This window comes from Stenotrophomonas sp. P2112 (assembly GCF_041897515.1).
GTDB lineage: Bacteria > Pseudomonadota > Gammaproteobacteria > Xanthomonadales > Xanthomonadaceae > Stenotrophomonas > Stenotrophomonas sepilia.
Window position 1 is genome coordinate 3,246,320 of record NZ_CP169216.1, and the last position, 25,688, is coordinate 3,272,007.

Sequence of the window (25,688 nt, forward strand, 5' to 3'; positions counted from 1 at the left end):
GCTGCGCCGCAGCCATGGAAGTGCGGCGTGAACCGCTAGAATAGCGATCTCTTCCGGTACCCGCAGTACGGCAACCATGGCTGTCAGCACGTTCGACGTTTTCAAGATCGGCATTGGCCCGAGTTCCTCGCACACCGTCGGGCCGATGAAGGCCGCCGAGCGATTCATCCATCGCTGGCTGCTCGACCCGGGCCGCCTGCACGAGGTCGCGCGCATCCGCGCCGATGTCTATGGCTCGCTGGCACTGACCGGCCGCGGCCACGGCACCGACAAGGCGATCCTGCTGGGCCTGGAAGGCCAGCGGCCGAACCTGATCGATCCGGACATCATTCCGGCCACGCTGGAGCGCATCCGCAGCAGCAAGCGCATCCAGCTGATGGGCCAGCACGAGATCGCCTTCGACGAGAAGCGCGACCTCGGCATGAACAAGCGCCAGAAGCTGCCCTACCACACCAACGGCATGCGCTTCACTGCCTACAACGCCGACGACGAAGTGATCGCCACCCGCGACTATTATTCGGTCGGCGGCGGCTTCGTGGTCAACCAGGACGACGCGGCCGATGATCGCATCGTGCCCGACGAGACCCCGCTGCCCTACCCGTTCAAGAGCGGCGACGAGCTGCTGGCGCAGACCGCGCGCAGCGGCCTGAGCATTGCCCAGCTGATGTTCGAGAACGAGAAGTGCTGGCGCAGCGAAGACGAGATCCGCGCGCGGCTGCGCGAGATCTGGAGTGCGATGCAGTCGTGCGTGGCGCGCGGCATCCGCGAGGAAGGCGTGCTGCCGGGTGGCCTGAAGGTGGGCCGTCGTGCGCCGGCGTTGTACCGCGAACTGTCGTCGAAGCCGGAAGCGGCGATGCGCGACCCGCTGACCACGCTGGACTGGGTCAACCTGTACGCACTGGCAGTGAACGAGGAGAACGCTGCCGGTGGCCGCGTAGTGACTGCGCCGACCAACGGTGCGGCCGGTGTGCTGCCGGCGGTGCTGCACTACTTCGATCGCTTCTGCCCGGGCGCGAACGAACAGCGCGTGTTCGACTTCCTGCTGACCTCGGCGGCGATCGGCATCCTCTACAAGGAAAACGCCTCGATTTCCGGCGCCGAAGTGGGCTGCCAGGGCGAGGTTGGCGTGGCCTGCTCGATGGCGGCCGGTGGCCTGGTCGCGGCACTGGGCGGCAACCCCAGCCAGATCGAGAACGCCGCGGAAATCGGCATGGAACACAACCTGGGCCTGACCTGCGACCCGATCGGTGGCCTGGTGCAGATTCCCTGCATCGAACGCAACGCGATGGGCGCGGTGAAGGCGATCAATGCCTCGCGCATGGCGATGCGTGGCGACGGCAAGCACAAGGTGTCGCTGGACAAGGTGATCAAGACCATGCGCGATACCGGCCGCGACATGCAGGACAAGTACAAGGAAACCAGCCGCGGTGGCCTGGCGGTGAACGTCATCGAGTGCTGATGACCCTGGGTAGAGTCGACCGCTGGTCGACTATCGCGTGCAGCGCGGGATTTTCGCGGTCTGATCGAAGAGCAGTCGACTGACAGTCGACTCTACCCCGTTGTCCCTGGCCGGTCGGACGACACCGTCACCGCGTTCCGGTTAGGCTCGGGGCTCCCCCACCCCGGATTGCCCCATGCGCGTGATCGCTGCCGCCCTGCTTGCCTGCCTTCCGCTGACCGCCCTGGCCGCCCCCACCTACGGGCCGCGGCTTGAGGGCTTCGACTACGGCTATCCGGTCAAGACCTTCGCACTGGAATCGCAGCGGCAGCCGCTGGAAATGGCCTACCTGGACATCGCGCCGAAGAAGGCGCCCATCGGTGTGGTGGTGCTGCTGCACGGCAAGAACTTCTGCGCCGCCACCTGGAAGGAATCGATCAAGCCACTGGTTGCCGCCGGCTATCGGGTGATCGCTCCGGACCAGGTCGGCTTCTGCAAATCCAGCAAGCCCGAGCGCTATCAGTACACGTTCGCACAGCTGGCAGCCAATACCCATGCCCTGCTGCAGCAGCTGCAACTGGGCGACGTGCCGGTGCACCTGGTCGGGCATTCGATGGGCGGCATGCTGGCCGTGCGCTACGCGCTGATGTACCCGCAGGACCTGCGCAGCCTGTCGCTGGTCAACCCGATCGGACTGGAAGACTGGAAGGCGCTGGGCGTGCCCTGGCGCGGCGTCGACGCGTGGTATGCCGGTGAAATGAACATCAGCTACGACAGCATCCGCCGCTACCAGCTGGATGTGTACTACGACGGCAAATGGAAGCCGGCCTACGAACCCTGGGCGCGGATGCAGTCAGGCATGTACGAAGGGCCCGGCAAGCAGGCCGTCGCATGGAGCCAGGCGCTGGCCTCGGACATGGTGTTCAACCAGCCGGTGGTCTACGAACTGAAGAACCTGCAGGTGCCGACCACGCTGTTCATCGGCCAGAAGGACCGCACCGCGATCGGCCGCGACCTGGCGCCGGCTTCGGTGAAGGCGACGCTGGGCAACTATCCAGCGCTCGGCAAGGCGGCGGCCGCAGCGATTTCCGGCGCGACGCTGGTCGAGTTCGCCGAACTGGGCCATTCGCCGCAGGTGCAGGACCCGAAGCAGTTCAACAGCGCCTTGTTGAAGGCGTTGAAATCCCGCTGATCAGCTAGCGTGCTCGTGTAGAGCCGAGCCCATGCTCGGCTTATCCAGCAGGAGGGGATCTCGCCAGGAGCAGCCGAGCATGGGCTCGGCTCTACAAGAACTGTGCGATCAGCCGACGATGCGCAGCACGTCATCCAGCAACGCGGCGGCGGTGACTTCCGCGCCCGCACCCGGGCCCTGGATCAACAGCGGCTGGCGACGGTAGCGATCACTGTGGATGGCGACGCGATTGTCGGTCCCCGCACCCTGCGCCAACGGGTGATCGGCCGGCAGCTCGCGCAGGCCCACCTGCGCACCCCCACCGTCAACACGGCCGACGAAACGCAACACGCGGCCGTTTTCGCGTGCCCGCTGCCAACGCGCCTGCAGCGGCGCATCCAGCTGCTCCAGCGCAGCCACTGCGACCTCCAGCGGCAACGCGGCCAGCGTTTCAGGTACCAGTGAGTCCACCTGCACCTGCGAAGCATCCAGCGCCAGCCCGCTGCTGCGGGCCAGGATCAGCAGCTTGCGGCGCACGTCCTCGCCGGACAGGTCAAGTCGCGGATCCGGCTCGGTGTAGCCGGCCGCCAGCGCCTCGCGCACCGCCGCCGAGAACGGCGACTTGCCGTCATAGCGATGGAACAGCCACGCCAGCGAACCGGACAGCACGCCCTCGATGGCATGGATGTGATCACCACCGGCCACCAGTGCGCGCAGGCTGCTCAGCAGCGGCAGCCCGGCACCGACGGTGGCGCTGTCACCATAGCGCGCACCACTGTCGGCACAGCTGTCTGCAATGGCCTGCGCGCGTGACAGCTGCGCACCACGGCCCAGCTTGTTGGCTGTCACCACATGCACGCCGCGCGCCAGCCACTGCACGTGACGTGCGGCCACGTCTTCGCTGGCGGTGGCATCGACCACCACATCGCCACGCTCCAGCCCTTCGGTGCTGGCCCACGCCGGCGAACTCTGGCCATCGCGTGGCGCACGTCGCGCCAGTTCCAGCGGCAACGCCAGGTCACGATCGATCTCCAGCGCAGTGCGCGAGTTGGCCAGCCATTGCACGCTCGGCAGTTCCAGCCCGCGAGCCCGCAGCGTCTGGTAGCGCTGCACGAAGGCCGAGCCGACTGTGCCAGTACCGAGCAGCGCCAGGCGTCCCGCGCCCAGCGCCGGAATTTCAGCAGCGAGTGCGCTCATGCATCCACCACCTGTTTGCGGCGTGCGGCCGCATCGATCACGACTTCGGCGCGCTGCAGCGCGGCACCGAGATCGGCCAGCAGGTCGCGCTCGGCCTCGATGCCGACCGACAGACGCAGCAGCCCTTCGCTGATACCGGCCGCTGCGCGTGCTTCGGCGGTCATCGCCGCATGGGTCATGGTCGCCGGATGCGCGATCAGGCTTTCGACGCCGCCCAGCGATTCGGCCAGGGTGAAGCAGCGCAGGCCATCCACGAATGCGCGCACTGCCGCGTGCGGATCTTCACCGGCGCAGTGCGCAAGCTCGAACGACAGCATCGCGCCGAAACCGCTCTGCTGGCGCGCCGCGATGGCATGGCCGGGATGTTCGGCCAGGCCCGGGTAGTACACCCTGCCGACGGCCGGATGCTGGTCCAGCAGGGCAACGATCGAGGCGGTATTTTCCTGGTGCACGCGCAGGCGCGCATCCAGCGTGCGCAGGCCACGCAGGGTCAGGAAGGCATCGAACGGTGAACCCGTCAGGCCCAGCGCGTTGCCCCACCACACCAGCTGCTCGTGCACTGCCGGATCACGCGCGACCACTGCCCCGCCCACCACATCGCTGTGGCCGTTGATGTACTTCGTGGTGGAATGCAGCACCAGGTCCGCACCGAACGACAGCGGTTGCTGCAGCGCTGGTGACAGGAACGTGTTGTCGACCACCACGAGTGCGCCGGCCTTGTGCGCGGCATCGATGACGAAGCGCAGGTCGGTGATGCGCAGCAGCGGGTTGGACGGCGTTTCCACCAGCACCAGCTTCGGCTGGGTGGCCAACGCCTGTGCCAGTGCGCGCGGATCGGTCAGGTCGGCGGTGACCAGTTCAAAGTGGCCCTTCCGGGCCAGCGCATTGAACAGGCGCCAGCTGCCACCGTACGCATCGTGCGGCACCACCAGGGTATCGCCCGGCTTCAGCAGTGCGTTCAGCACCAGGTTGATCGCGCCCATGCCGGTGGCGGTGACCACACCACCGACGCCGCCTTCCAGTTCCGCCAGCGCCTCACCCAGCAGGTCGCGGGTCGGGTTGCCACTGCGCGTGTAGTCGTACTGGCGCTTGTTGCCGAAGCCTTCGAAGCTGAAGTTCGACGACAGCACGATCGGCGGCGTGACCGCGCCATGCGCGGTGTCCCGATCGATGCCCGCACGGACGGCGGCAGTGGTGCGACTACAGGACGGCTCGTTGGCGTGCAGGCTCATGCGGACTCTCCAGAGGTGCGGAAGGCGGTGGCGAGGATCGCGTCGATGCGATCGGTTTCTTTGAGGAAGGCGTCGTGGCCATAGGGCGAACGCAGCACGCGCAGGCTGCCGCGCGGGCCCAGCCCTTCGACCAGGCCGACCAGGTCGGCCAGCGGCACCAGGCGGTCGCCCTCCACGGCCACCACCACGGTCGGCGGCAGGATCGCGGCGGGGTCGACACGGTGCAGGTCGATCGATTCGGACAGGCGCAGGTAGGCGGTCACCGGCGTGCGCGCGACGTACTGCGCGCCGGCGGCGTCGAGGTAGTCTTCGGCGGCCACGCGCACGCGGCCATTGATGACCTCCGGGGCAGCGTCGAAGCGCTCGCCGAATTCTTCCGGGGTGCGGTAGCTGAGCATGGCGAACTGCCGGGCCAGGGCCAGGCCGTGGTCTTCGCCGCACTGCAGCTGGCCCAGCGCAACCGCGCGGCGCTGCAGCGCGCGCCACGCGGCGGCATAGGGATGCGGGCGGTGCGCGCCGCTGGCCAGCACCAGTTGGCGCACGCGGGCGCGGTGACGGATCGCGAACTGCTGGCCGACCAGCGCGCCATACGAATAGCCGACGAAGGCCTTCAGCGTGCGGATGCCGAGATGGTCCAGCAGCAGCGCCAGCGCATCGGCCTGGTCGGCAGTATCGATCGGCACATCCAGTGCACCGTCGGCACCGATGAAATCGAAGGCCAGCACGCGCAGCTGCTGCGGGTCGAGCGCGCGGCCGGTACCCACAAGCGCTTCGGCCCAGCCCTTCTCGCTGAACTGTGCGTTGGACGCCACGTGGCGATGGGCGGAAATGCCACCGGCCAGCACCACCACCGGCGCGTTGGCCGGGCCCACCCACTCATAGCGCAGGCGCACCGGGCTGGGGCCTGCATGGCGCATCGACAGCACCGCGGCGAACTCACCGCGCTCGGCGTGCACGCGGTCTGCGACTGGCACGCTGACGGGGACGAAGGGCTCGGGGCGAATGGCGGTACTGGCAGCGAAGCTCATGGCGGGATCCGGTTGGGGAATCGGCCATCGAGCCTTCGCGGGCCCGCGTTCGAGATGCACGTGGGGTGCATGGTTCGAACCATCTTTCGGTGGACGCCACGGTCCCCGCAGGATTTGGCACCTACGCAGACGCTTGCGCGCCTGCGGGCTGCCCCGGCTTCAAAGGGCCTGTCCCTCTGCCGGTCTCGATGGTGGAGCCACGATGCCAGCCCTTTCCGGCACTGTCAATCCCTTCATGCGGATAAAGCGATAGATATTTCCAGAATCAGTCTGCGAGGGCCGTCCCGGTCGCCCCGTTCAGGATCGGGTACAGTCCCGGCGGTCCTCTCGCTGGAAACGCCGATGCCGCGCCTGCCCCTGTCCTGCCTGCTGTTGCCTCTGCTGGCGAGCGCGACCGCACACGCCGGCGACTGGCGCCAGGGCTGGGGACTGGCTCCCCCTTCCGCGCCTGCCACCCGCGCAGGCAGTGCCGAGGGCGCCGCCCCCATGGCCCGGTTGCGCCTGCAGCCGGTCGGTACGCAATGGCAGGCGCGGATCGACAACGGGTTGGCAGGGCCGCTGCAGATCCAGCTGCGCGCCGCCCCCGGACACCCGGTCGAAGGCCTCCCGGTCGAGTCGCTGATCCAGGGCGACAGCAGCCTGGTGGTCGGCCACCTGCCCGCCCCGATCGATGGCCGCATGCTGGATCTGCGCCTGCAGTCGGTGCCGGGCAACCCTGCCGCACAGGCCGAAGATGTCGGCTATCGCCTGCCGTTCGATGCGGCCCGCCTGCGTGTGGACCAGGCGCCGCAGGGGCGATTCAGCCATGACGACGAGGAGAACCGCGACGCGGTCGACTTCGCACTGCCGGAGGGCACCCTGGTGCTGGCCGCGCGCGAGGGCACGGTGATGCAGATCCAGGATGGCTTCCGTGGCAACGGCCAGGACCGCGAGCGCGATGGTGCCCGTGCCAATTTCGTCCGCGTGCTGCACAGCGACGGCAGCATGGCCCTGTACGGCCACCTCCAGGCCGGCGGCATGCGCGTGCGCCGCGGCCAGGCGGTGGGAGCCGGGCAACCGATCGGCCTGTCCGGCAACAGCGGCTACAGCACTGCGCCGCACCTGCACTTCGTGGTGCAGGTCAACCGCGGCATGGGCCTGCGCTCGGTGCCGGTGCGCATCTTCGCCGGGCAGGGCCAGCTGCAGTTCGCCCGCCACGGCGAGGCCGACGGCGGTATCGGGCGCTGACCGGCCCCGGCCGGTATAATCGGGCGCTTATCTCTTTGAAAAGCGCCCCGGGCGGGCGCCACTGCCATGTCCGAAGTCGCCACCGAAGCGTCGCGTCGCCGCACCTTCGCCATCATTTCCCACCCTGACGCCGGCAAGACCACGCTGACCGAAAAGCTGCTGCTGTTCGGAGGCGCGATCCAGATGGCCGGTTCGGTCAAGGGCCGCAAGGCCGCCCGCCACGCCACCTCCGACTGGATGGCGCTGGAAAAGGAACGCGGCATCTCCGTCACCTCCTCGGTGATGCAGTTCCCGTACGAAGGCAAGATCGTCAACCTGCTCGACACCCCTGGCCACGCCGACTTCGGCGAGGACACCTACCGCGTGCTGACCGCAGTGGACTCGGCGCTGATGGTGATCGACGTAGCCAAGGGCGTGGAAGAGCGCACCATCAAGCTGATGGAGGTGTGCCGCCTGCGCGACACCCCGATCATGACCTTCATCAACAAGCTCGACCGCGAGGGCAAGGACCCGATCGAGCTGTTGGATGAAGTGGAGACCGTGCTCGGCATCCAGTGCGCGCCGGTCACCTGGCCGATCGGCATGGGCCAGCGCCTGAAGGGCGTGGTTCACCTGCTGACCGGCGAAGTGCACCTGTACGAACCGGGTCGCAACTTCACCCGCCAGGACTCGACCATCTTCCCGTCCATCGATGCGCCCGGCCTGGCCGAGAAGATCGGTGCACAGATGCTGGCCGACCTGCGCGACGAACTGGAACTGGTGCAGGGCGCCAGCCATCCGTTCGATCTGGACGCTTACCGCGCCGGCAAGCAGACCCCGGTGTTCTTCGGCTCGGGCGTGAACAACTTCGGCGTGCAGCCGCTGCTGGACTTTTTCGTCGAGCATGCGCCGTCGCCGCAGGCGCGAACCACCACCGGCCGCGAAATCGCACCGGAAGAGAACAAGCTGACCGGCTTCGTGTTCAAGATCCAGGCCAACATGGACCCGCAGCACCGTGACCGCGTGGCATTCATGCGGGTCTGTTCGGGCCGTTTCAGCGCCGGCATGAAGACCTTCCACGTGCGCACCGGCAAGGAAATGAAGCTGGCCAACGCGCTGACCTTCATGGCCAGCGACCGCGAGATCGCAGCCGAAGCGTGGCCCGGCGATGTGATCGGCATCCACAACCACGGCACCATCTCCATCGGCGATACCTTCACCGAAGGCGAAGCGGTGACCTTCACCGGCATTCCCAACTTCGCCCCGGAACTGTTCCGCCGCGCACGCCTGCGTGATCCGCTCAAGCTCAAGCAGCTGCAGAAGGGCCTGGCCCAGCTGTCCGAGGAAGGCGCGACCCAGTTCTTCCGCCCGCTGACCAGCAACGACCTGATCCTGGGTGCCGTCGGCGTGCTGCAGTTCGACGTGGCGGCCTACCGCCTGAAGGACGAGTACGGTGTGGAAGCCACCTTCGAGCCGGTCAGCGTGACCACTGCGCGCTGGGTCCACTGCAGCAACGAGAAGAAGCTGGAAGAATTCCGCGAGAAGAACGCATTGAACCTGGCCCTGGATGCGGCCGGTCACCTGGTCTACCTCGCTCCGACCCGAGTGAACCTGCAGCTGGCCCAGGAACGCTCGCCGGATGTGCGTTTCTCGGCCACACGCGAAGCGGCGCACACCGTTTCGGCAGGCTGATGCCACGGGGTCGGATCCCTTTCCGCAAGGAAAGGGCTCTGACCCCGCCGTCGCAACGCAGGGATTCACCCACCATACGGTGACGGGCGTGCACGTGCCGCCCATCGCGGCGATGATAGAGGGGTGCGGGTCCCCCTCCCCGCGAACGATGCCTACGCCATGTCCACGACTTCCGTTGCTTCGATCCGCGAAGAAATCGCCAGCGCCCTGACCCACGGCCTCGGTGCCGTGCTCGCCCTGGGCGCCGGTGCGGTGCTGATCACCCTGGCCGCGATCTACAGCGATGGCTGGCAGCTGGCCGGCGCCATCGTGTTCGGCATCGCGCTGCTGCTGCTGTACACCGCGTCCACCCTGTACCACGCCATCCAGCACCCGGTCGCCAAGGGCCGGCTCAAAGTGTTCGACCACTGCGCGATCTACGTACTGATCGCCGGCACCTATACCCCATTCACCCTGATCGGCCTGCGCGGCCCGTGGGGCTGGGGCCTGTTCGCCGCGATCTGGACCCTGGCCCTGGCCGGCGTGGTGTTCAAGCTGTTCTACACCGGTCGCTTCAAGCGCCTGTCCACTGCCATCTACGTGGCCATGGGCTGGCTGGTGATCGTGGCGGTCAAGCCGATGCTGGCCTCGATCGACGGCTGGACGCTGGGCTGGCTGCTGGCCGGCGGCCTGTCCTACACGCTGGGCACCTATTTCTACCACCGCGAATCGATTCCCTATTCGCATGCGATCTGGCACCTGTTCGTCATCGGTGGCAGCGTCTGCCACTTCGTCGCGGTCACCATGCAGGTGCTGTAGCACTGGCCCGTGCGCGGCGCGTGCACGCCGCGCACATGGACGCTTCGCGCCCCGTCCACGATGAGGGGGCAACCATGGCAGCGTGAATGCCGCCGCCTCTCCTGCCGCAAAGCGCACGAACCGCTGGCGCCTCCGCCGCCCCGGCCCGCGAGGCCGGCGCTGGTTGACGCTGCTGATCTTCCTGCTCGCAGCGATCCTGGTACTGATCGCACTGTGGGACTGGAACTGGTTCAAGGGCCCGGTCGAGCGCGCCGTGCAGGCCCGTACCGGCCGTGCACTGCACATCGGCCATCTGGATGTCGACCTCGGCCGGACCAGCACCATCCGTGCCGATGCGATCACCTTCGCCAATGCCGATTGGGCCAAGCAGCCGAACATGGCCACGGCCGACCGCGTCGAGATCGACGTGCGCGTATGGCCCCTGCTGCGCGGCAGCGTGCAGCTGCCGGAAGTGCGCCTGACCCGACCGGACGTGCTGCTGGAAGCCGCCCCACGCCAGGGCGAGCCGGGCAACTGGGACTTCCTCGGTGACAGCGCTGGCGGCACCAGCCCGCAGCTCAAGCGCCTGCGCATCGACGACGGCCGACTGCAGTTCCTCGACGCACCGGGCCGTACCGATATCCGCGTGGGCGTGCGCAGCGGCCAGCCGAAGCAGGCCGATGCCTCGCCGCCGCTGCTGGTGCAGGGCAAGGGCCACTGGCAGGGCAACCCGTTCACCCTGCAGGGCGGAACCGAATCACCGCTGGAACTGACCAACAGCGACCACCCGTTCCGCATCCACCTCGACGGCCGCGCCGGCGCCACCCACGCGGTGGCCAGCGGCACGCTGACCAATCCGTTCCAGCTGCGCGTGTTCGACCTGCAGTTCGCGCTCAGTGGCCAGGACCTGGCCGATCTCTACCCATTGCTCGGCATCGCCATTCCGCCGTCCCCGCCCTACGCGCTGAACGGACGCCTGAAGCGCGACCACGACGTCTGGCGTTACGACGGTTTCACCGGCAAGGTGGGCGACAGCGACCTCGGTGGCAGTCTTCAGTTCGAGGTGGGCCGCGACCGTCCGCGGCTGACCGCGACGCTGGAATCCAAGCGCCTGGACTTCGATGACCTGGCCGGCTTCGTCGGCGCGCCACCGAAGACCGGCGGCGGCGAAACCGCCAATGCGGAGCAGAAGGCCGAGGCCGCGCGGGTGGCCGCGCGCGCGCGCGTGCTTCCGGACACGCCCTACAACCTCGGCAAGCTGCGTGCGATGGATGCCGATGTGCGCTGGAAGGCCCACCGCATCAATGCACCGTCATTGCCATTGGACGACATGGATGCCCATCTGCTGCTGGATGACGGGGTGCTGCGGCTGGCACCACTGAACTTCGGCGTCGCCGGCGGCGATATCCGCAGCACCATCCGCATGGACGCACGCCAGCCGCAGATCAGCACTGCGCTGAAGGCGAGCGTGCGCGGCGTTCAGCTGGGCCAGCTGTTCCCCGATGCCAAGCTGGCCGAACAGGCCAAGGGCGGCATCGGCGGTGAGGTGGACCTGAGTGGCCGCGGCAATTCGATCGCCGCGATGCTCGGCAGCAGCAGCGGCAAGGTCGGCCTGGCGATGGGCCGTGGCCATGTCGGCAACCTGGTGATGGAGCTGGCCGGCCTGGATATCACCGAATCGCTGAAATTCCTGGTGACCGGCGACAAGCAGATTCCCCTGCGCTGCGCCTTCGCCGACTTCGGTGTGCGCGACGGCCTGATGACCAGCCAGGCGCTGGCGGTGGACACCACCGACACGATCCTCATCGGCGAAGGCACCGTCAGCCTGCGCGACGAAACCCTGGACCTGCTGTTGAAGCCGCGCCCGAAGGACAAGAGCATCCTGGTACTGCGCTCGCCGCTGCACATTGCCGGCACGTTCAAGGACCCGTCGTTCCGCCCGGACTTCAAGGCGCTGGGCATCCGCGGTGCGGTGGCCCTGGCGCTGGGCAGCATCGCCCCGCCGGCGGCCTTGCTGGCGACGATCGAGCTGGGGCCGGGCAAGGACGCCGACTGCGGCGGGCAGTATGCGAAGTAGGGTTACAGCGTTGTTCGCGGCGCCTGCATTGATGGTGGCTTGAGGGGGACGGGTGACGCAGGCAGGACACGCCGCAAGTACGTCCCTGTAGCAACTGTGTTGACGGAGGGGCCTGGCCCCTCCATGAGACGGGCACGGTAGTGCCGGCCGCTGGCCGGCAGCCTTTTGGGACACGCGCAGGCTGGCTTCAGGCGGGGATCGATCCGCCTTGAGCGTCGCGCACGCGGGCGTTGAGAATCACCAGCATCTTCCGCATCACTGCCACGATGGCCACCTTGCCTTCCTTGCCACGGGCTCGTAGCGACTGGTAAAAATCGCGCAACCGAGGTTCATGCCGCATGGCCGACATTGCCGCCATGTAGAGCACTTGCCGGATTTCGGCTCTTCCACCATGGATGCTTCGTTTTCCTCTCATCGTGCCGCTGTCTTGGGACATCGGGGCTACCCCGACCAAGCTGGCGATGCGCTTGCCAGTGATCCTGCCAAGCTCTGGCAGATAGCTGGCTAGAACTGCCTGCAGCGCAGGCCCTACGCCCTTCATCGACTTCAGCGTCTTCAGTTGAGGCTGCTGACCAACCTGCTCGGCGATCTGCTTGCCCAGACGCTCAACCATCGTTTGGAGGCGGGTGATGTTGCCTTGCAGTAGTCGGCGCAGTTCACGATCAAGCACCATTTCCTGCTGCTGCCGCGCGATGGTCAGGGCGTCCATCGCCTGCCGACGTGCCCGAACGAACTCCCGCATCTTCTGCTGCCAAGACTGCAGCGGCTGATAGGGAGGCAGCTTCACCAGGGAGGCCATCTGCGCCAACGCATGGGCATCCAAACGGTCGGTTTTGGCAATCTGACCCAACCCCTGAGCCAGTTTCCGGGCGCGCAAGGCATTGGCACGGGCCACCGGATGACCGGCCTTGTGCAGGAAATCCAGCACCGGCTGCTCATAGCCACCTGTGGCTTCAAGCACGATCTGGCTGGTCGGACGCTTCTTCAGCCAAACATCCAGTTCAGAAAACCCGGACCGGTTGTTGCTGACCTGCAGAGTTTGTCCGTCCGTCGTACCGATATCCAGCTGACGCTTGCTGACATCAATCCCGATCCCGTTCATCACCTGACTCCGTATAGTCTGGTAGGGTCGAGAGCTCCCCCGCTTGCCCAGTCTTATCGCTTCGAGTGGTCGCTCCAGCAACTGTTCGGGCGGATCAAGGGAGATTCCGGCGTGGGCGCCAAGCTACAGGGCGATCGTCGCGATCCTGGCTACGGATCGTCGAGATCCAGGCTCGTACGGCGGCCCACGCCGGCTCTCGACACCTACGCTGACAGATTTCCATCGAGCCCCCATGGATGGGTCTATGGCGTGTCCTGCCCAGCCGCACCCTCCGTCTCCCAACGTGTCAGGAAGGCGCTGCTTTGGCTTTGGCTGTGGCTTTCAGCTTCGAAAAGCGGGCCGGCGGGCCGCAGGCCCGCCAGCGACACCCTCACCCGGCGACGATGTACTGCTGCAGTTGATCCAGCTCCCGCCGCTGCGCATCGATCACCGACTTCACCAGGTCGCCGATGGAGATCACCCCCAGCACCTGCGCGCCCTCCACGACCGGCAGATGGCGGATGCGATAATCGGTCACCAACTGCAGGCAATGCTCCACCTGCTCGCCCGGCGACACCGTCACCACCTGCGACGTCATGATCTCTGCCACCGCCGTATCGCGCGAAGAGCGATCACGCAACACGATCTTGCGCGCGTAATCACGCTCGGACAGGATTCCCACCAGCCGCGGGCCGTCCATCACCAGCACCGCACCGATGCCCTTTTCCGCCATCAACCGGATCGCATCGATCACCGCCGCATCCGGCGCGACCGCATGTACTTCAGGAGACTTGCCGTCCAACAGTTGCCGTACCGTGGTCATCTGCCTGCCCTCCCAGGGTGGGTTGCGGGACCGAGTCTGCCACGGACGATGCTAGCCAGGCGTCAACCAGGTACAACGGCCGCTGCTTGGACTCCTCGTACAGCCGCCCCAGGTACTCGCCGATCAGGCCAAGCGCGATCAGCTGCACGCCGCCCAGGAACAGGATCACCGCCATCATCGTCGGCCAACCCGCCACCCGGTCGCCATACAGCGCCGCCTTCACGATCACCCACAGGCCGAACAGGAAAGCGACGGCCGCGGTTGCCAGCCCGAGGTAGGTCGCCGCCCGCAACGGCACGGTCGAGAACCCGGTAATGCCTTCGAGGGCGAAATTCCACAGCCGCCACAGGCTGAACTTGCTGGTGCCGGCCACGCGCGCGTGGCGGTGGTAGGGCACGGCGATCCGCTTGAATCCCACCCAGCTGAAAAGCCCCTTCATGAAACGGTGGCGCTCGCGCATCCCGCGCAGGGCGTTCAGCGCGCGCGGTGACAGCAGGCGGAAGTCCCCGGTATCGGCCGGAATCGGTGTCCGCGAGAGGCGGCCCATCACCCGATAGAACATCGCTGCCGTGGCGCGCTTGATCCAGGCCTCGCCATCGCGGGCCATGCGCGTGCCGTAGACGTTGTCATGACCTTCGCGCCAGCGCGCGACGAACTCCGGCACCAGCTCCGGCGGGTCCTGGCCGTCGGCATCGAGGATCATCGCCGCACCCTCGTGCACCAGATCCAGGCCGGCGGTCAGCGCCGCTTCCTTGCCGAAGTTGCGCGACAGCTTCAGCGCCGATACGCGTGCATCGGCCTGGGCCAGCCCGGCGATCACTTCCCAGGTGCGGTCATGGCTGCCGTCGTCCACATAGAGGATGTGACCGTCGATGTCGGGCATGCCGTCGAGCACCGCGCACAGCCGTGGATGCAGCAGCGGCAGTGCCAGGGCCTCGTTGTAGGCGGCGATGACGAAGGTAAGCCGTTCGCGGGTCATGGCCGGATTGTACGTTGCCGGCAGGCGCCCGGCCCGTCGCCTGCCAATTGCAGCGCCGGGCTCAGTCCTCCGACAGATAGGACGCACCACCCAGCTGGCGCGCCTGGCGTTGGATCCACGCGGCCCGCCGCTGCACATACGGCCCAGGCTTTGCCGCGTTGTAGCGACGCGGTGCCGGCAACACCGCGGCCAGGCGCGCGCTCTCGGCCGGACTCAGCCGGGCCGCGTCCTTGCCCCAGAATTTCTGCGCTGCCGCTTGCGCGCCATACACACCATCACCGAATTCGGCAATGTTGGCGTACATCTCCAGGATCCGCTCCTTTGGCCACAGCGCCTCGATCAGCACCGTGTACCAGACTTCCAGGCCCTTGCGGATCCAGCTGCGGCCCTGCCACAGGAACAGGTTCTTGGCCACCTGCTGGCTGATCGTGCTGGCGCCGCGCAGGCGCCCGCCCCTGGCGTTGTGGTCGCGCGCCTTTTCGATGGCCTGCAGGTCGAAGCCGTTGTGGTCGGGGAAGCGCTGGTCCTCGGCCGCCACCAGCGAGATCGGCAGGCTCGGTGCCATCTGGTCGAGGTCGCGCCACTGGTAATGCAGCCGATAGGACCAGTCGGCCTCGCCCAGCGCCTCGCCATAGCGCCACAGCATCACCATGGACACCGGCGGGTCGATGAACCGCAGCACCAGCACCTGCAGACAGCTGAAGGCGGCCAGCAGCACCGGCAGCCACAGCAGCCGCTTCCAGCGCCAGCGTCGCCGGCGCGGCGCGGCGACCACGGCCTCTACCTTGTGCTGCTCTCCCGCTGCCCCCATTACTGGTGCATCCTTCTTCTGTCTGGTTGTCGGCGCATTATCCGGCAACCGCCCCCGTTTACGCGCGATGTGAGCCGATGACCGCCAACCCCGATTCCCTGATCCGTTTCCTGCTCCCCGACGCCGGCGTGCGTGGCGTGCATGTGCACCTGCAGGCCACCTGGCAGGAAATCCTGTCCCATGCCGCCTACCCGGACGCCGCTGCCGAACTGCTTGGCGAGGCCTGCGTCGCCTCGGCGCTGTTCACCGGCCACACCAAGATCGACGGGCGCCTGTCGGTGCAGCTGCGCAGCAGCACCGCGCTGCGCACCCTGTTCGCCGAATGCACCGCCGCCGGCACCCTGCGCGGTATCGCCCAGCTCAGCGAGGGTGGCGACGCACCGCGTGACCTGTCCCGCCTCGGTGATGACGCAATCCTCGCCATCACCATCGAGAACCCCGGCCTGGACCCGCGCGAGCCGCAGCGCTACCAGAGCCTGGTCGCGCTGACTGCGCCGGAACTGGACGAGGCCTTCGAGGACTACTTCCGCCAGTCGGAGCAGCTGCCAACCCGCCTGCTGCTGGCGGCCGACCGCAACGGTGCCGCCGGCCTGCTGCTGCAGAAGCTGCCGGGCGACGAAGGCGACGAGGATGGCTGGGCCCGCGCCAGCGCCCTGTTCGAAACCCTGGGCAAGGCCGAACTGCTGGCGACCCCGGCCGAGCAGCTGCTGCACCGCCTGTTCCACGAGGAGCGGCCGGAACTGCTGGGCGGCAAGCCGCTGTCCTTTGCCTGCTCCTGCTCGCGCGAGCGGGTGGCCGGCATGCTGCAGTCGCTGGGGGAAGAGGAGGCCCGCGCGGCCGCCGAGGCCACCGGCGCCGTCGAGGTGCGTTGCGAATTCTGCGGGCGTGAGTATCACTTTCCATTGACGGAGTTCGGCATACTGTTCCACGGCGCCCAGGGGGCTGTAGCGGCGCCTGAACGACTTCAGTAAACGGCAGTCTTGTACCTGGGGAGGATCAAGGCTTGTTAAGAATTCATAAACACCCTAGGATCGAGTTCCCGTCCCCACGGGAACTTCCGTTGTCCGTCCCTGTCTGAACTGGTCCGATGCGTACCTTCCTGCGTCTACCGCTGGCCCTGCTGATCGCCCTTGGCGCGATCACGGGCGTGCATGCGCAGAGCAAGGACACCCGCACCGTGCTGCCGGTATGGAACAAGGGCAGCGGCAAGGTCGAGGCGCTGCTGTACCTGGAGCCGACCGGCGAACAGGCAGCCGGCGCCCGCTGGCATTTCGGCCGCAATTCGCTGGACGCGGCCTTTGGCCTGTCCTCCGGCGATTCGCTGGGCCTGCTCTGCAACAGCAGCAGCGGCACCAGCATCAGCGGCCTGGCCAGCCATTGCATGCTGGCCAGCCTGGGCGACGAGGATGATCTGAACAGCCGTCGTTTCAGTGGTACCGCCGCGCTGAACCGCGGCAACAGCCGCCTGGGCATCACCGCCGGCACCGGCCGTGAAACCCTGCCCGCCTGGTTGGCGGGCCCGAACAAGACGCCCTCGCTGCGCGCCGAGCAGAACGATCTGACCGTGTTCGCGCAGAAGAACATCGGCCGCGAAGGCTTCGTCTCCATCGCCGGTACCTACGCCAAGGCACGCCTGGTACCGCTGGCCGACGCTTCGCCGGCCATCGTCGATCGCTGGGACAGCAAGAGCCTGAGCATCGGTGCCGGTTACGGCAACTTCACCGGCAGCATCATCGGCCGCGTGGTCGACGTGCCGGGCAAGCCCGGCAAGTGGGAAGGCCTGGGCATCGGCCTGACCTGGCGTACCCCGTGGTCCGGCCAGCTGACCGTCGGCGCCGAGAACGTGATCAGCCGCGGCAAGAATCCATTCTCCCCGCGCAACGAAAGCAACGACGACGGCACCGTGCCGTACGTGCGTTACGAACAGGATCTCTGATCCCCCTATCAGGTTCAGCAACGATATTCCCGAAGGCGCCGAAAGGCGCCTTTTTTGCATCTGCGTGCCTGGCTCGCACTTGCATGAGCGGTATCGACCGCAGAGCGTATCGACATATTGGGATACATATCAGTCGAAACTTTTTTCATCATTCTGCGTTAACAAACGAGGCAGATCAGCACGACCATGCCAGCAACCCGTTGATTGGACTGGGAAAAGCGCGTTTTTACCAAAATCACAGACTTCATTAACACAGCTTTAATTCTTGGCGAACGCCCGTTACTATCGGGTCAGCCTCGCGATTTGGGAGCGCTTTTTCGCTCCCCCGCCGGGCATTAACCCCAGCCAAGATTTCTTGGAGAGAGAGAGCCAATGAAACTCAAGTCCAGCCAGCTGCGTGACGCAGTTGTGATCGCGCTTGTCGCCGGTGCCACCACCGCGACGGCCCACGCCCAGGAAGCCACCAACCTCGACCGTATCGAGGTCACCGGTTCGCGCATCCGTCAGGTCGATACCGAAACCGCCCAGCCCGTCCTGAGCATCAGCCGCGCTTCGATCGAGAAGAGCGGCTTCAAGACGGTTGCCGACGTCCTGCAGAACATCTCTGCCGCCGGCAGCCCGGCCATCAGCCGTTCCGAGCCGCTGTCCTCCGGCGAAGCCGTCGGTGGCTTCTACATCGACCTGCGCAACCTCGGTGCCGAGCGCACCCTGGTGCTGGTCGACGGCAAGCGCCTCGGCGCCAGCGTCAGCGGCCTGCAGGACGTGTCGCAGATTCCGTCGGCCATCGTCGAGCGCATCGACGTGCTGAAGGACGGCGCCTCGTCGATCTACGGCTCCGACGCGATCGCCGGCGTGATCAACATCATCACCCGCAAGAACTTCCAGGGCCTGGAAGCCAACGCCTACGTCGGCCAGTACGGCGAAGGCGACGGCCAGAAGAGCAGCTTCGACTTCGTGGCCGGCTTCACCGGTGATCGTGGTTCGGTCACCATCGGTGCGGAATACGCCGAAGAAAAGGCCGTCTGGGCCAAGAATCGCTGGTTCAGCAAGTCGCAGCGCACGGATCGCCACCCGGACCGCGGCTGGACCCCGGTCAGCCAGTGGGGCGCGGTCTATGACGTCAATGATCCGAATGCGCCGTTGCTGACGCTGAACCGTGGTGGAAATCCGTTCGATCCGAACGCCTATCACGAGACCGACCTCACCCCGATCACCGGTGACGTCAGCAACTCCAACGAGCAGATGCACCTGCTGACGCCGACCAAGCGTCGTTCGGTGTTCGCCAACGTACAGTACGACCTGACCGACAACATCCGCTTCGTCTCCGACCTGCTGTACACCCGTCGCGAGTCGCAGGCACAGGTCGCCGGTTATCCGCTGCAGTCGGCCGACTATGAGCGTCAGCTGGGTACCGTGCTCTCGCAGGACAGCTACTACAACCCGTTCGGCACCGACATGGGCTTCATCCGCCGTGGCTGGGAAGTGCCGCGCCTGTCGACCAACAAGCTGACCACCTTCCGCTTCACTGGCGCCCTGCAGGGCAGCTTCCAGTTCAATGACAAGTACTTCGACTGGGAAGCCGGCTACATCTACCAGAACTCGGAGAACCTGCAGACCCAGACCGGCAACTACAACATGCTGGCGGTCACCCAGGCCACCGGAGCGTCGTTCCTCAATCCGGCCACCGGCCGCGTCGAGTGCGGCACGGCCGCCGGCCTGGCCGCGGGCACCAACCCGATCTATGGCCCGGGCCCCGGCGGCTGCATTCCGTGGAATCCGGCCATTCCGTACGGCCGTACCGGCGACGGCGGCCTGACCGGCAACCCTGCCCTGCAGCAGTTCCTGTTCCCGACCACCAAGAACACCGGTGAAGTCACCACCAAGACCTACTACGCGAACATCGCCGGCAGCCTGTTCACCCTGCCAGCCGGCGACCTGGGCTTCGCGCTGGGTTACGAGTACCGCGAAGACAAGGGCACCTACGTTCCGGATGCGCTGTCACAGTCGGGCTACTCGACCGATCTGGCGGCCGGCCCGACCGGTGGTGGCTACAACGTCAACGAAGTGTATCTGGAGCTGAACGTTCCGATCCTGGCCGACCTGCCGGGTGCCAAGGAACTGAGCTTCAACGCCGCATCGCGCTACTCGAAGTACAACACCTTCGGCAACACCACCAACAACAAGTTCGGCCTGAAGTGGAAGCCGATCGACCAGCTGCTGGTGCGTGCCACCTATGCCGAGGGCTTCCGCGCACCGACCATCGACAATCTGTACGGTGGCAGCTCGCAGACCTTCGCCTACTTCACCGATCCGTGCGATACCGATTTCGGCCTGGCTGCCAGCGATCCGGCCACCGCCCAGCGTTGCGCCGCCGCCCTGGGCGCGCTGGCCCCGAATTTCCGCCAGCTGAAGCAGGGTTACGTCCCGGCGGAAGGTCAGGATGAGCAGAGCCCGGTGCCGTTCAACGCCGTCTCCAACCCGAACCTGACTCCGGAAAAGTCCAAGTCCAAGACCGTCGGCCTGGTGTGGAGCCCGACCTTCGCCCAGGGCCTGAACATGAGCCTGGACTGGTGGAACATCAAGATCACCAACACCATCGTCACCGACGATCCGACCACCCAGCTCAACGACTGCTACGTACTCGGCATCGCCGACCGCTGCAACTCGTTCACCCGCGACGCAACCCGCGGCATCGTGACCAACCTGACCTACGCACCACGTAATGCCGGTTACCAGGAAACCGAAGGCTTCGACTTCGATGTGGCCTATCGCTTCGAAACCAGCAGCTGGGGCAGCTTCAACGCCAACCTGCAGAACACCTACGTCAGCAAGAACGTGCTGAAGACCACCAACGCGCAACAGGTGCCGGTGTCGATCCTCAACGGCTTCAGCAGCAACTTCCGCCTGCGTTCGAACCTGGTGCTTGGCTGGGAATACGGCGATTGGGGCATCACCTGGGGTACGCGCTACTTCTCCAGCGTGAAGGAACAGTGCTACTTCTCGACCGAGTGCAGCCTGCCTGACTTCGGCTCGCCGGATCCGGCACGCGACCAGCCGATGAACCGCCGTGGCGCCACCACCTTCCACGACGTCCAGGTCTCCTGGAACGCACCGTGGAATGCAACCATCGCCGTGGGCGCGCGTAACGTGTTCGACCATTACGGCCCGCAGATGTACTCGGCGCCGAACTCGCAGTACTCCTACTACGGTGGCTACGACATCGGTCGCTTCATGTACATGCAGTACAAGCAGAAGTTCTGATCGGGAACCTGATCAGCTGATGCAGCAACGGCCCCGAAAGGGGCCGTTGTTCTTTGTGCGCCATGGACGGGCGCTGGCCAGCGCACAACAAAAAAGGCCGCAGCATCGCTGCGGCCTTCCTTCGATATCATTTCCGGGCGCTCATCCGTTCGGAATCAGCGTCTCGATCAGATGCTCGACGTACGCTTCGAAATCCTCGCGCGCCTGCTTGGGCTGCTGCAGCTGCAGCGACAACTGCAGGAAGCCGACATAAGCGGCGTACGCAAGGCGTGCGCGATGACGCGCATCGGTCGAGCTGAGGCCGGCCTGGCGGAACGAGGCGACCAGATAGTCGAGGCGACGCTGCGAGACCCGGTCGATCACCGGCCGCACCATCGGATGATCCAATGCCTTCAGCAGCTCGCTGTAGATGATATGCGGCTGCACTTCATGCGCCACCATCTGGAACAGCTGGCGCAGGCGCACACGCGGATCCGGTACGTCTTCCAGGCTGCCGAACACCTGTTCCTGTTCGAACAGTTCCCAGCGTTCCAGCGCCGCCTGCAGCAATGCATCGCGCGAAGGGAAATGCCAGTAGAAACTGCCCTTGGTAACGCCGAGCCGCCGTGCCAGCGGCTCTACCGCGACGGCGCCGACACCTTGTTCAGCAATCAGATCGAGGGCCGCCTGGGCCCAGTCTTCGGCACTCAGGCGGCTGTTGCGGCCGGCGCGCGGTTCGCCGGCGGAAGCGTCAGGTTGATTCATGGGCTGATTTAACCATACGCCGGGGTTCGTTGCAGTACGCGGTTGCGGTCGAAACCGTCGCAGGCCCCTCGGAAGGGTCCCTCCACGCGCATTCTGCAACGCACCATACCGTGCAGTATTGACTTCCCCTCGAAGCTCTCCATACTAGCAAGTATGGTTATGTCCCCAACTCCCGCTGCGTTCAATGACCTGCGCCTGGACGCCGCCCATGGCGCCCGCCTGGCGGCGACCGCCAGCGAGCATGGCCGGCGCGGCCGGGTCCTGTTCGCCCATGGCTTCGGCCAGACCCGCCATGCCTGGAACGCCACTGCCCGCGCACTGAACGCGGCCGGCCTGCAGACGCTGGCCTACGACGCCCGCGGCCATGGCGATTCCGACTGGAATGGCACCGATCTGCCCTATCACGGCGAACAGTTCGCCGACGACCTGATCGTGCTGGCCGGCGAACAGCCGCGCCCGCCGGTACTGGTTGCCGCTTCGATGGGTGGCCTGTTCGGCCTGCTGGCCGAATCGCGCTGGCCGGGCCTGTTCTCGGCCATGGTGCTGGTCGACATCACCCCGCGCTGGGATACCGCGGGTGTCGAGCGCATCCTCGCCTTCATGACCGCCCATCCCGACGGCTTCGCCTCGCTGACCCAGGCCGCCGACGTGATCTCGGCCTACATGCCGCACCGGCCGCGCAAATCCGAGCAGTCGCTGCGTGCGCTGCTGCGCGAGGACGGCCACGGGCGCTGGCGCTGGCATTGGGACCCACGCCTGGTGGCCGAGCTGGCCCGCGACAGCGAACAGCACCAGGACGCACTGGCCGAGGCCGCACGCCAGGTGAAGTGCCCGCTGCTGCTGGTCAGCGGCGGCCGCAGCGACCTGGTCACGCCGCAGACCGTGGCCGAATTCCTGGCGCTGGCGCCGCATGCGCGCCATGTACAGCTGCCGCAAGCGACCCACATGGTCGCCGGCGATGACAACGACGCCTTTACCGCTACTGTGTTGGACTATCTGGACGTGTTGCCCGCAGCGGACGCTGCGGCTTCGTCCGCCACAAACGAGCACGTTACCGGAGCACGCTCATGAGCATCGTTCTTCCCTTCCTCGCCCTGCTGCTGGCAGGCGCCTTCGTCGCCTACCACCGCATGCGGCTGGTTACCTGGACGCTGATCAGCGTGGCCCTGCTGGCCGCCTGCTGGTTCATTCCCTACGTCAACCAGACCGCCACCATCGTCGCTGCGGCGGTGCTGGCGGTGATCGCCGTGCCGCTGCTGCTGCCGTTCATCCGCAAGCCGCTGCTGACCGGCCCGATGATGAAGGTGTTCCGCAAGGTGCTGCCGCCGCTGTCGCAGACCGAGCGCATCGCGCTGGAAACCGGTTCGGTTGGTTTCGAGGGCGAACTGTTCACCGGTGATCCGGACTGGAACATCCTGCTCAACTACCCCAAGCCGCAGCTGACTGCTGAAGAACAGGCCTTCCTCGATGGCCCGGTGGAAGAGCTGTGCACGATGGTCAACGACTGGGAAATCACCCACGTCCACGCCGACCTGCCGCCGGAGCTGTGGGCCTTCATCAAGAAGAACAAGTTCTTCGGCATGATCATCCCGAAGGAGTACGGCGGCCTGGGCTTCTCCGCGCTGGCCCACCACAAGGTGATCCAGAAGCTGGCCTCGGTGTCCTCGGTGGTCAGCTCCACCGTCGGCGTACCCAACTCGCTGGGCCCGGGTGAACTGCTGGTGCATTACGGCACCCAGGAACAGAAGGACCAGTACCTGCCGCGCCTGGCCGATGGCCGTGAAGTGCCCTGCTTCGGCCTGACCGGTCCGTTCGCCGGTTCCGACGCCACCTCGATTCCCGATTACGGCATCGTCTGCAAGGGCGAGTGGAACGGCGAGCAGGTGCTCGGCGTCAAGCTGACCTTCGACAAGCGCTACATCACCCTGGCACCGGTCGCCTCGCTGATCGGCCTGGCCTTCCGCATGTACGATCCCGATGGCCTGATCGGCGATACCCGCGATATCGGCATCACCCTGGGCCTGCTGCCGCGCGACACAGCCGGCGTGGAGATCGGTCGTCGCCACTTCCCGCTGAACTCGACCTTCCAGAATGGTCCGATCCGGGGCAAGGATGTGTTCATCCCGCTGACCCAGCTGATCGGTGGCGCGGCCATGGCCGGCAAGGGCTGGAACATGCTCAACGAGTGCCTGGCGGTGGGCCGCTCGATCACCCTGCCGTCCACCGCCAGCGGCGGTGCCAAGGCCGGTGCCGCCGTGACCGGCGCCTATGCGCGCATCCGCAAGCAGTTCGGCCTGTCGGTCGGCCGCTTCGAGGGCGTGGAAGAAGCGCTGGCCCGCATCGGCGGCAAGGCGTACAAGATCAGTGCGCTGTCGCAGGCCACCGCCGCTGCGGTTGACCGCGGCGATGTGCCGTCGGTGCCGTCGGCGATCGCCAAGTACCACTGCACCACCATGAGCCGTGAAGTGATCTCGGACATGATGGACGTGATCGGCGGCAAGGGCATCATCCTGGGGCCGCGCAACTTCGCCGGCCGCAGCTGGCAGGCCGCGCCGATCGCGATCACCGTGGAAGGCGCCAACATCATGACCCGCAGCCTGCTGATCTTCGGCCAGGGTGCGATCCTCTGCCACCCGTGGGTGCTGAAGGAAATGAAGGCCGCGCAGGATCCGGATACCCGTGCCGGCCTGCAGGAGTTCGACCGCAGCCTGTTCGGCCACATCCGCTTCGGCATCTCCAATGCCGTGCGTTCGTTCTGGTTCGGCCTGACCGGCGCGCGCTTCGGTGCCGCCCCGGGCGACGCCTATACCCGCCGCTACTTCCGCAAGCTGGACCGCTACTCGGCCAACCTGGCGCTGATGGCCGACATCTCGATGATGACCCTGGGCGGCAAGCTGAAGTTCAAGGAATCGCTGTCCGGTCGCCTGGGCGACGTGCTGAGCCATGTCTACATGACCAGCGCCATGCTCAAGCGCTACCACGACGAAGGTGCACCGCAGGCCGACCAGCCGCTGCTGGCCTGGGCCTTCCATGACAGCGTGCACAAGATCGAAGAGTCGCTGTCGGCCGCGCTGCGCAACTTCCCGATCCGTCCGATCGGCTGGCTGATGTGGGCGCTCATCTTCCCGTTGGGCCGTCGTGCCGAGGCTCCGGGTGATCGCCTGAGCCGCCGCGTCGCCGCCCTGCTGATGGCACCGAATGAAGCCCGCGACCGTCTCGCCAATGGCGTGTTCCTGACCCCGTGCGAGAACAACCCGGGTGGCCGCATCAACAGTTACCTGAGCAAGGCGATCATGGCCGAGCCGGTGGAGCGCAAGTTCCTCAAGGCGCTGAAGAGCAAGGGCATCGAGGCGCTGGACTTCAAGGCGCAGCTGGACGAAGCCGTGGCCGAGGGCGTGATCACTCAGGATGAGCGCAGCCTGCTGGAAGAGCTGCGCACGCTCACCCTGGACACCATCACCGTGGACGACTTCGACACCCACGAACTGCGCGCGGCCAGCTACTACGACCGCCAGCACAAGGATCCGCATTCGCAGGCGGCCTGATCGCCCGCGACACGCGTTGCCTTCGACGGCGGGCCTCGGCCCGCCGTCGCGTTATCCGCCGAACGGAATACCCCTCATGTCCACGCCCCTGCTCTCGCTTTACAAACGCCTGCAGCGCTGGCCCGCCGGCACCTGGCTGTTCTCGCGCGCGGTGTGCTTCAAGGCGCCCTACTTCGCCAGCATCGCGCCACGCATCACCCGCCTGGAACACGGCCGCTGCGAAGGCACGCTGGCCGACCGCCGCAGGGTGCGCAACCACATCGGCACGGTGCACGCGATCGCGATGTGCAACCTGGCCGAACTGACCGCCGGGTTGATGGTCGATGCATCGCTGCCGAAGGGCATGCGCTGGATCCCGAAGGGGATGCAGGTGCAGTACCTGGCCAAGGCGCGTGGCACGCTGCAGGCGGTGGCGCTGCCGGCACAGCCGATTGTGGTCGCGGCCGAGGGCTATGCGCTGCCGGTGACGGTCAGCGTGCGCGACCGCGCGGGGACGGAAGTGTTCAGCGCGGTCATCGACATGTGGATGTCGCCGGCGAAGTAAGTTCCCGCGAACGGCGCAGCCCCTCGTGGGTGGGTCGCGAAATGCGGTTTATAGGCTGGCCGGAGGGGTGGGGCCGGGCGGGGACGCCGCAAGTACGTCCGTGTAGGCTTAGCCGCGCCATCCATGGCGCGGATACCCCGCCCGGC

20 protein-coding genes and 1 riboswitch are annotated in these 25,688 nt (G+C 66.5%); of the genes, 12 read left to right on the plus strand and 8 right to left on the minus strand.

Annotation, left to right across the window (positions count from 1 at the left end; all coding sequences use genetic code 11):
* Positions 1–76: 76 nt before the first annotated feature.
* Together ACEPA4_RS15085 and ACEPA4_RS15090 are read left to right on the plus strand one after the other, a co-directional pair.
* Entirely contained in the window at positions 77–1,459 is a 1,383-nt protein-coding gene (locus ACEPA4_RS15085; RefSeq protein ID WP_065178205.1) for an L-serine ammonia-lyase, read from the plus strand.
* 175 nt (positions 1,460–1,634) lie between these two features.
* Positions 1,635–2,630, plus strand: coding sequence for an alpha/beta fold hydrolase (locus tag ACEPA4_RS15090; protein ID WP_065185434.1), 996 nt, complete (start codon positions 1,635–1,637; stop codon positions 2,628–2,630).
* A gap of 108 nt (positions 2,631–2,738) precedes the next feature.
* Here the strand turns inward: ACEPA4_RS15090 and ACEPA4_RS15095 are convergent, their stop codons facing one another.
* From ACEPA4_RS15095 to ACEPA4_RS15105, 3 genes are read right to left on the minus strand one after another with little or no spacing between them, the layout of a single operon-like run.
* Entirely contained in the window at positions 2,739–3,806 is a 1,068-nt protein-coding gene (locus ACEPA4_RS15095) for a homoserine dehydrogenase (RefSeq protein WP_065178203.1), read from the minus strand.
* Entirely contained in the window at positions 3,803–5,038 is a 1,236-nt protein-coding gene (locus tag ACEPA4_RS15100; RefSeq protein WP_065185433.1) for an O-succinylhomoserine (thiol)-lyase, read from the minus strand. Before ACEPA4_RS15100 ends, ACEPA4_RS15095 begins: the two co-directional genes overlap by 4 nt.
* Complete coding sequence (locus ACEPA4_RS15105; RefSeq protein WP_005418400.1) at positions 5,035–6,066, minus strand: homoserine O-succinyltransferase; 1,032 nt, start codon at positions 6,064–6,066, stop codon at positions 5,035–5,037. Before ACEPA4_RS15105 ends, ACEPA4_RS15100 begins: the two co-directional genes overlap by 4 nt.
* A 76-nt stretch (positions 6,067–6,142) precedes the next feature.
* A riboswitch (SAM riboswitch) is annotated at positions 6,143–6,261 on the minus strand.
* Positions 6,262–6,408: 147 nt separating this feature from the next.
* Here ACEPA4_RS15105 and ACEPA4_RS15110 point away from each other — a divergent pair.
* From ACEPA4_RS15110 to ACEPA4_RS15125, 4 genes are all read left to right on the plus strand, one after another.
* Positions 6,409–7,293, plus strand: a complete 885-nt coding sequence (locus tag ACEPA4_RS15110; protein ID WP_005418401.1) for a M23 family metallopeptidase — start codon at positions 6,409–6,411, stop codon at positions 7,291–7,293.
* 66 nt (positions 7,294–7,359) lie between these two features.
* Positions 7,360–8,964, plus strand: coding sequence for a peptide chain release factor 3 (locus ACEPA4_RS15115; RefSeq protein ID WP_005418402.1), 1,605 nt, complete (start codon positions 7,360–7,362; stop codon positions 8,962–8,964).
* Between the two features lie 159 nt (positions 8,965–9,123).
* Complete coding sequence (locus tag ACEPA4_RS15120; protein ID WP_005418403.1) at positions 9,124–9,762, plus strand: hemolysin III family protein; 639 nt, start codon at positions 9,124–9,126, stop codon at positions 9,760–9,762.
* A gap of 82 nt (positions 9,763–9,844) precedes the next feature.
* Positions 9,845–11,818: an AsmA family protein gene (locus ACEPA4_RS15125; protein ID WP_262090300.1), complete on the plus strand. Its 1,974-nt coding sequence runs from the start codon at positions 9,845–9,847 to the stop codon at positions 11,816–11,818.
* A gap of 187 nt (positions 11,819–12,005) precedes the next feature.
* Here the strand turns inward: ACEPA4_RS15125 and ACEPA4_RS15130 are convergent, their stop codons facing one another.
* From ACEPA4_RS15130 to mtgA, 4 genes are all read right to left on the minus strand, one after another.
* Positions 12,006–12,920 carry an IS110 family transposase gene (locus ACEPA4_RS15130; RefSeq protein ID WP_065185430.1) on the minus strand — a complete coding sequence of 305 codons (915 nt, stop codon included), beginning with the start codon at positions 12,918–12,920 and terminating at the stop codon, positions 12,006–12,008.
* 370 nt (positions 12,921–13,290) lie between these two features.
* Positions 13,291–13,722 (minus strand): CBS domain-containing protein, encoded by a 432-nt coding sequence (locus tag ACEPA4_RS15135; RefSeq protein WP_005418405.1) that lies wholly within the window; start codon positions 13,720–13,722, stop codon positions 13,291–13,293.
* Positions 13,682–14,701: a glycosyltransferase family 2 protein gene (locus ACEPA4_RS15140; protein WP_065178200.1), complete on the minus strand. Its 1,020-nt coding sequence runs from the start codon at positions 14,699–14,701 to the stop codon at positions 13,682–13,684. Before ACEPA4_RS15140 ends, ACEPA4_RS15135 begins: the two co-directional genes overlap by 41 nt.
* 61 nt (positions 14,702–14,762) lie before the next feature.
* The gene (gene mtgA / locus ACEPA4_RS15145; RefSeq protein ID WP_005418407.1) at positions 14,763–15,512 is read right to left on the minus strand and encodes a monofunctional biosynthetic peptidoglycan transglycosylase; all 750 of its coding nucleotides are present in this window, start codon (positions 15,510–15,512) and stop codon (positions 14,763–14,765) included.
* A 77-nt stretch (positions 15,513–15,589) separates the two neighbouring features.
* On the opposite strand from mtgA, the gene ACEPA4_RS15150 reads away from it, so the two are divergent.
* From ACEPA4_RS15150 to ACEPA4_RS15160, 3 genes are all read left to right on the plus strand, one after another.
* Positions 15,590–16,483, plus strand: coding sequence for an Hsp33 family molecular chaperone HslO (locus ACEPA4_RS15150; protein WP_005418408.1), 894 nt, complete (start codon positions 15,590–15,592; stop codon positions 16,481–16,483).
* Between the two features lie 116 nt (positions 16,484–16,599).
* A complete protein-coding gene (locus ACEPA4_RS15155; protein WP_005418409.1) occupies positions 16,600–17,448 on the plus strand; it encodes a hypothetical protein in 849 nt (282 codons plus the stop codon).
* Between the two features lie 372 nt (positions 17,449–17,820).
* Complete coding sequence (locus ACEPA4_RS15160) at positions 17,821–20,709, plus strand: TonB-dependent siderophore receptor (protein WP_053496147.1); 2,889 nt, start codon at positions 17,821–17,823, stop codon at positions 20,707–20,709.
* Positions 20,710–20,850: 141 nt separating this feature from the next.
* Here ACEPA4_RS15160 and ACEPA4_RS15165 read toward each other — a convergent pair whose 3' ends face one another.
* Entirely contained in the window at positions 20,851–21,453 is a 603-nt protein-coding gene (locus ACEPA4_RS15165) for a TetR/AcrR family transcriptional regulator (protein ID WP_005418411.1), read from the minus strand.
* 153 nt (positions 21,454–21,606) lie between these two features.
* Between ACEPA4_RS15165 and ACEPA4_RS15170 the strand changes: the two genes are divergently transcribed.
* The 3 genes from ACEPA4_RS15170 to ACEPA4_RS15180 all read left to right on the plus strand — a co-directional run bounded on the left by ACEPA4_RS15170 (position 21,607) and on the right by ACEPA4_RS15180 (position 25,542).
* Positions 21,607–22,524 carry an alpha/beta fold hydrolase gene (locus ACEPA4_RS15170; RefSeq protein WP_164093665.1) on the plus strand — a complete coding sequence of 306 codons (918 nt, stop codon included), beginning with the start codon at positions 21,607–21,609 and terminating at the stop codon, positions 22,522–22,524.
* Positions 22,521–24,998: an acyl-CoA dehydrogenase gene (locus ACEPA4_RS15175; protein WP_005418415.1), complete on the plus strand. Its 2,478-nt coding sequence runs from the start codon at positions 22,521–22,523 to the stop codon at positions 24,996–24,998. The genes ACEPA4_RS15170 and ACEPA4_RS15175 overlap by 4 nt, the downstream gene beginning before the upstream one ends.
* A gap of 76 nt (positions 24,999–25,074) precedes the next feature.
* Complete coding sequence (locus ACEPA4_RS15180; RefSeq protein ID WP_262090299.1) at positions 25,075–25,542, plus strand: hotdog fold domain-containing protein; 468 nt, start codon at positions 25,075–25,077, stop codon at positions 25,540–25,542.
* Positions 25,543–25,688: the final 146 nt, after the last annotated feature.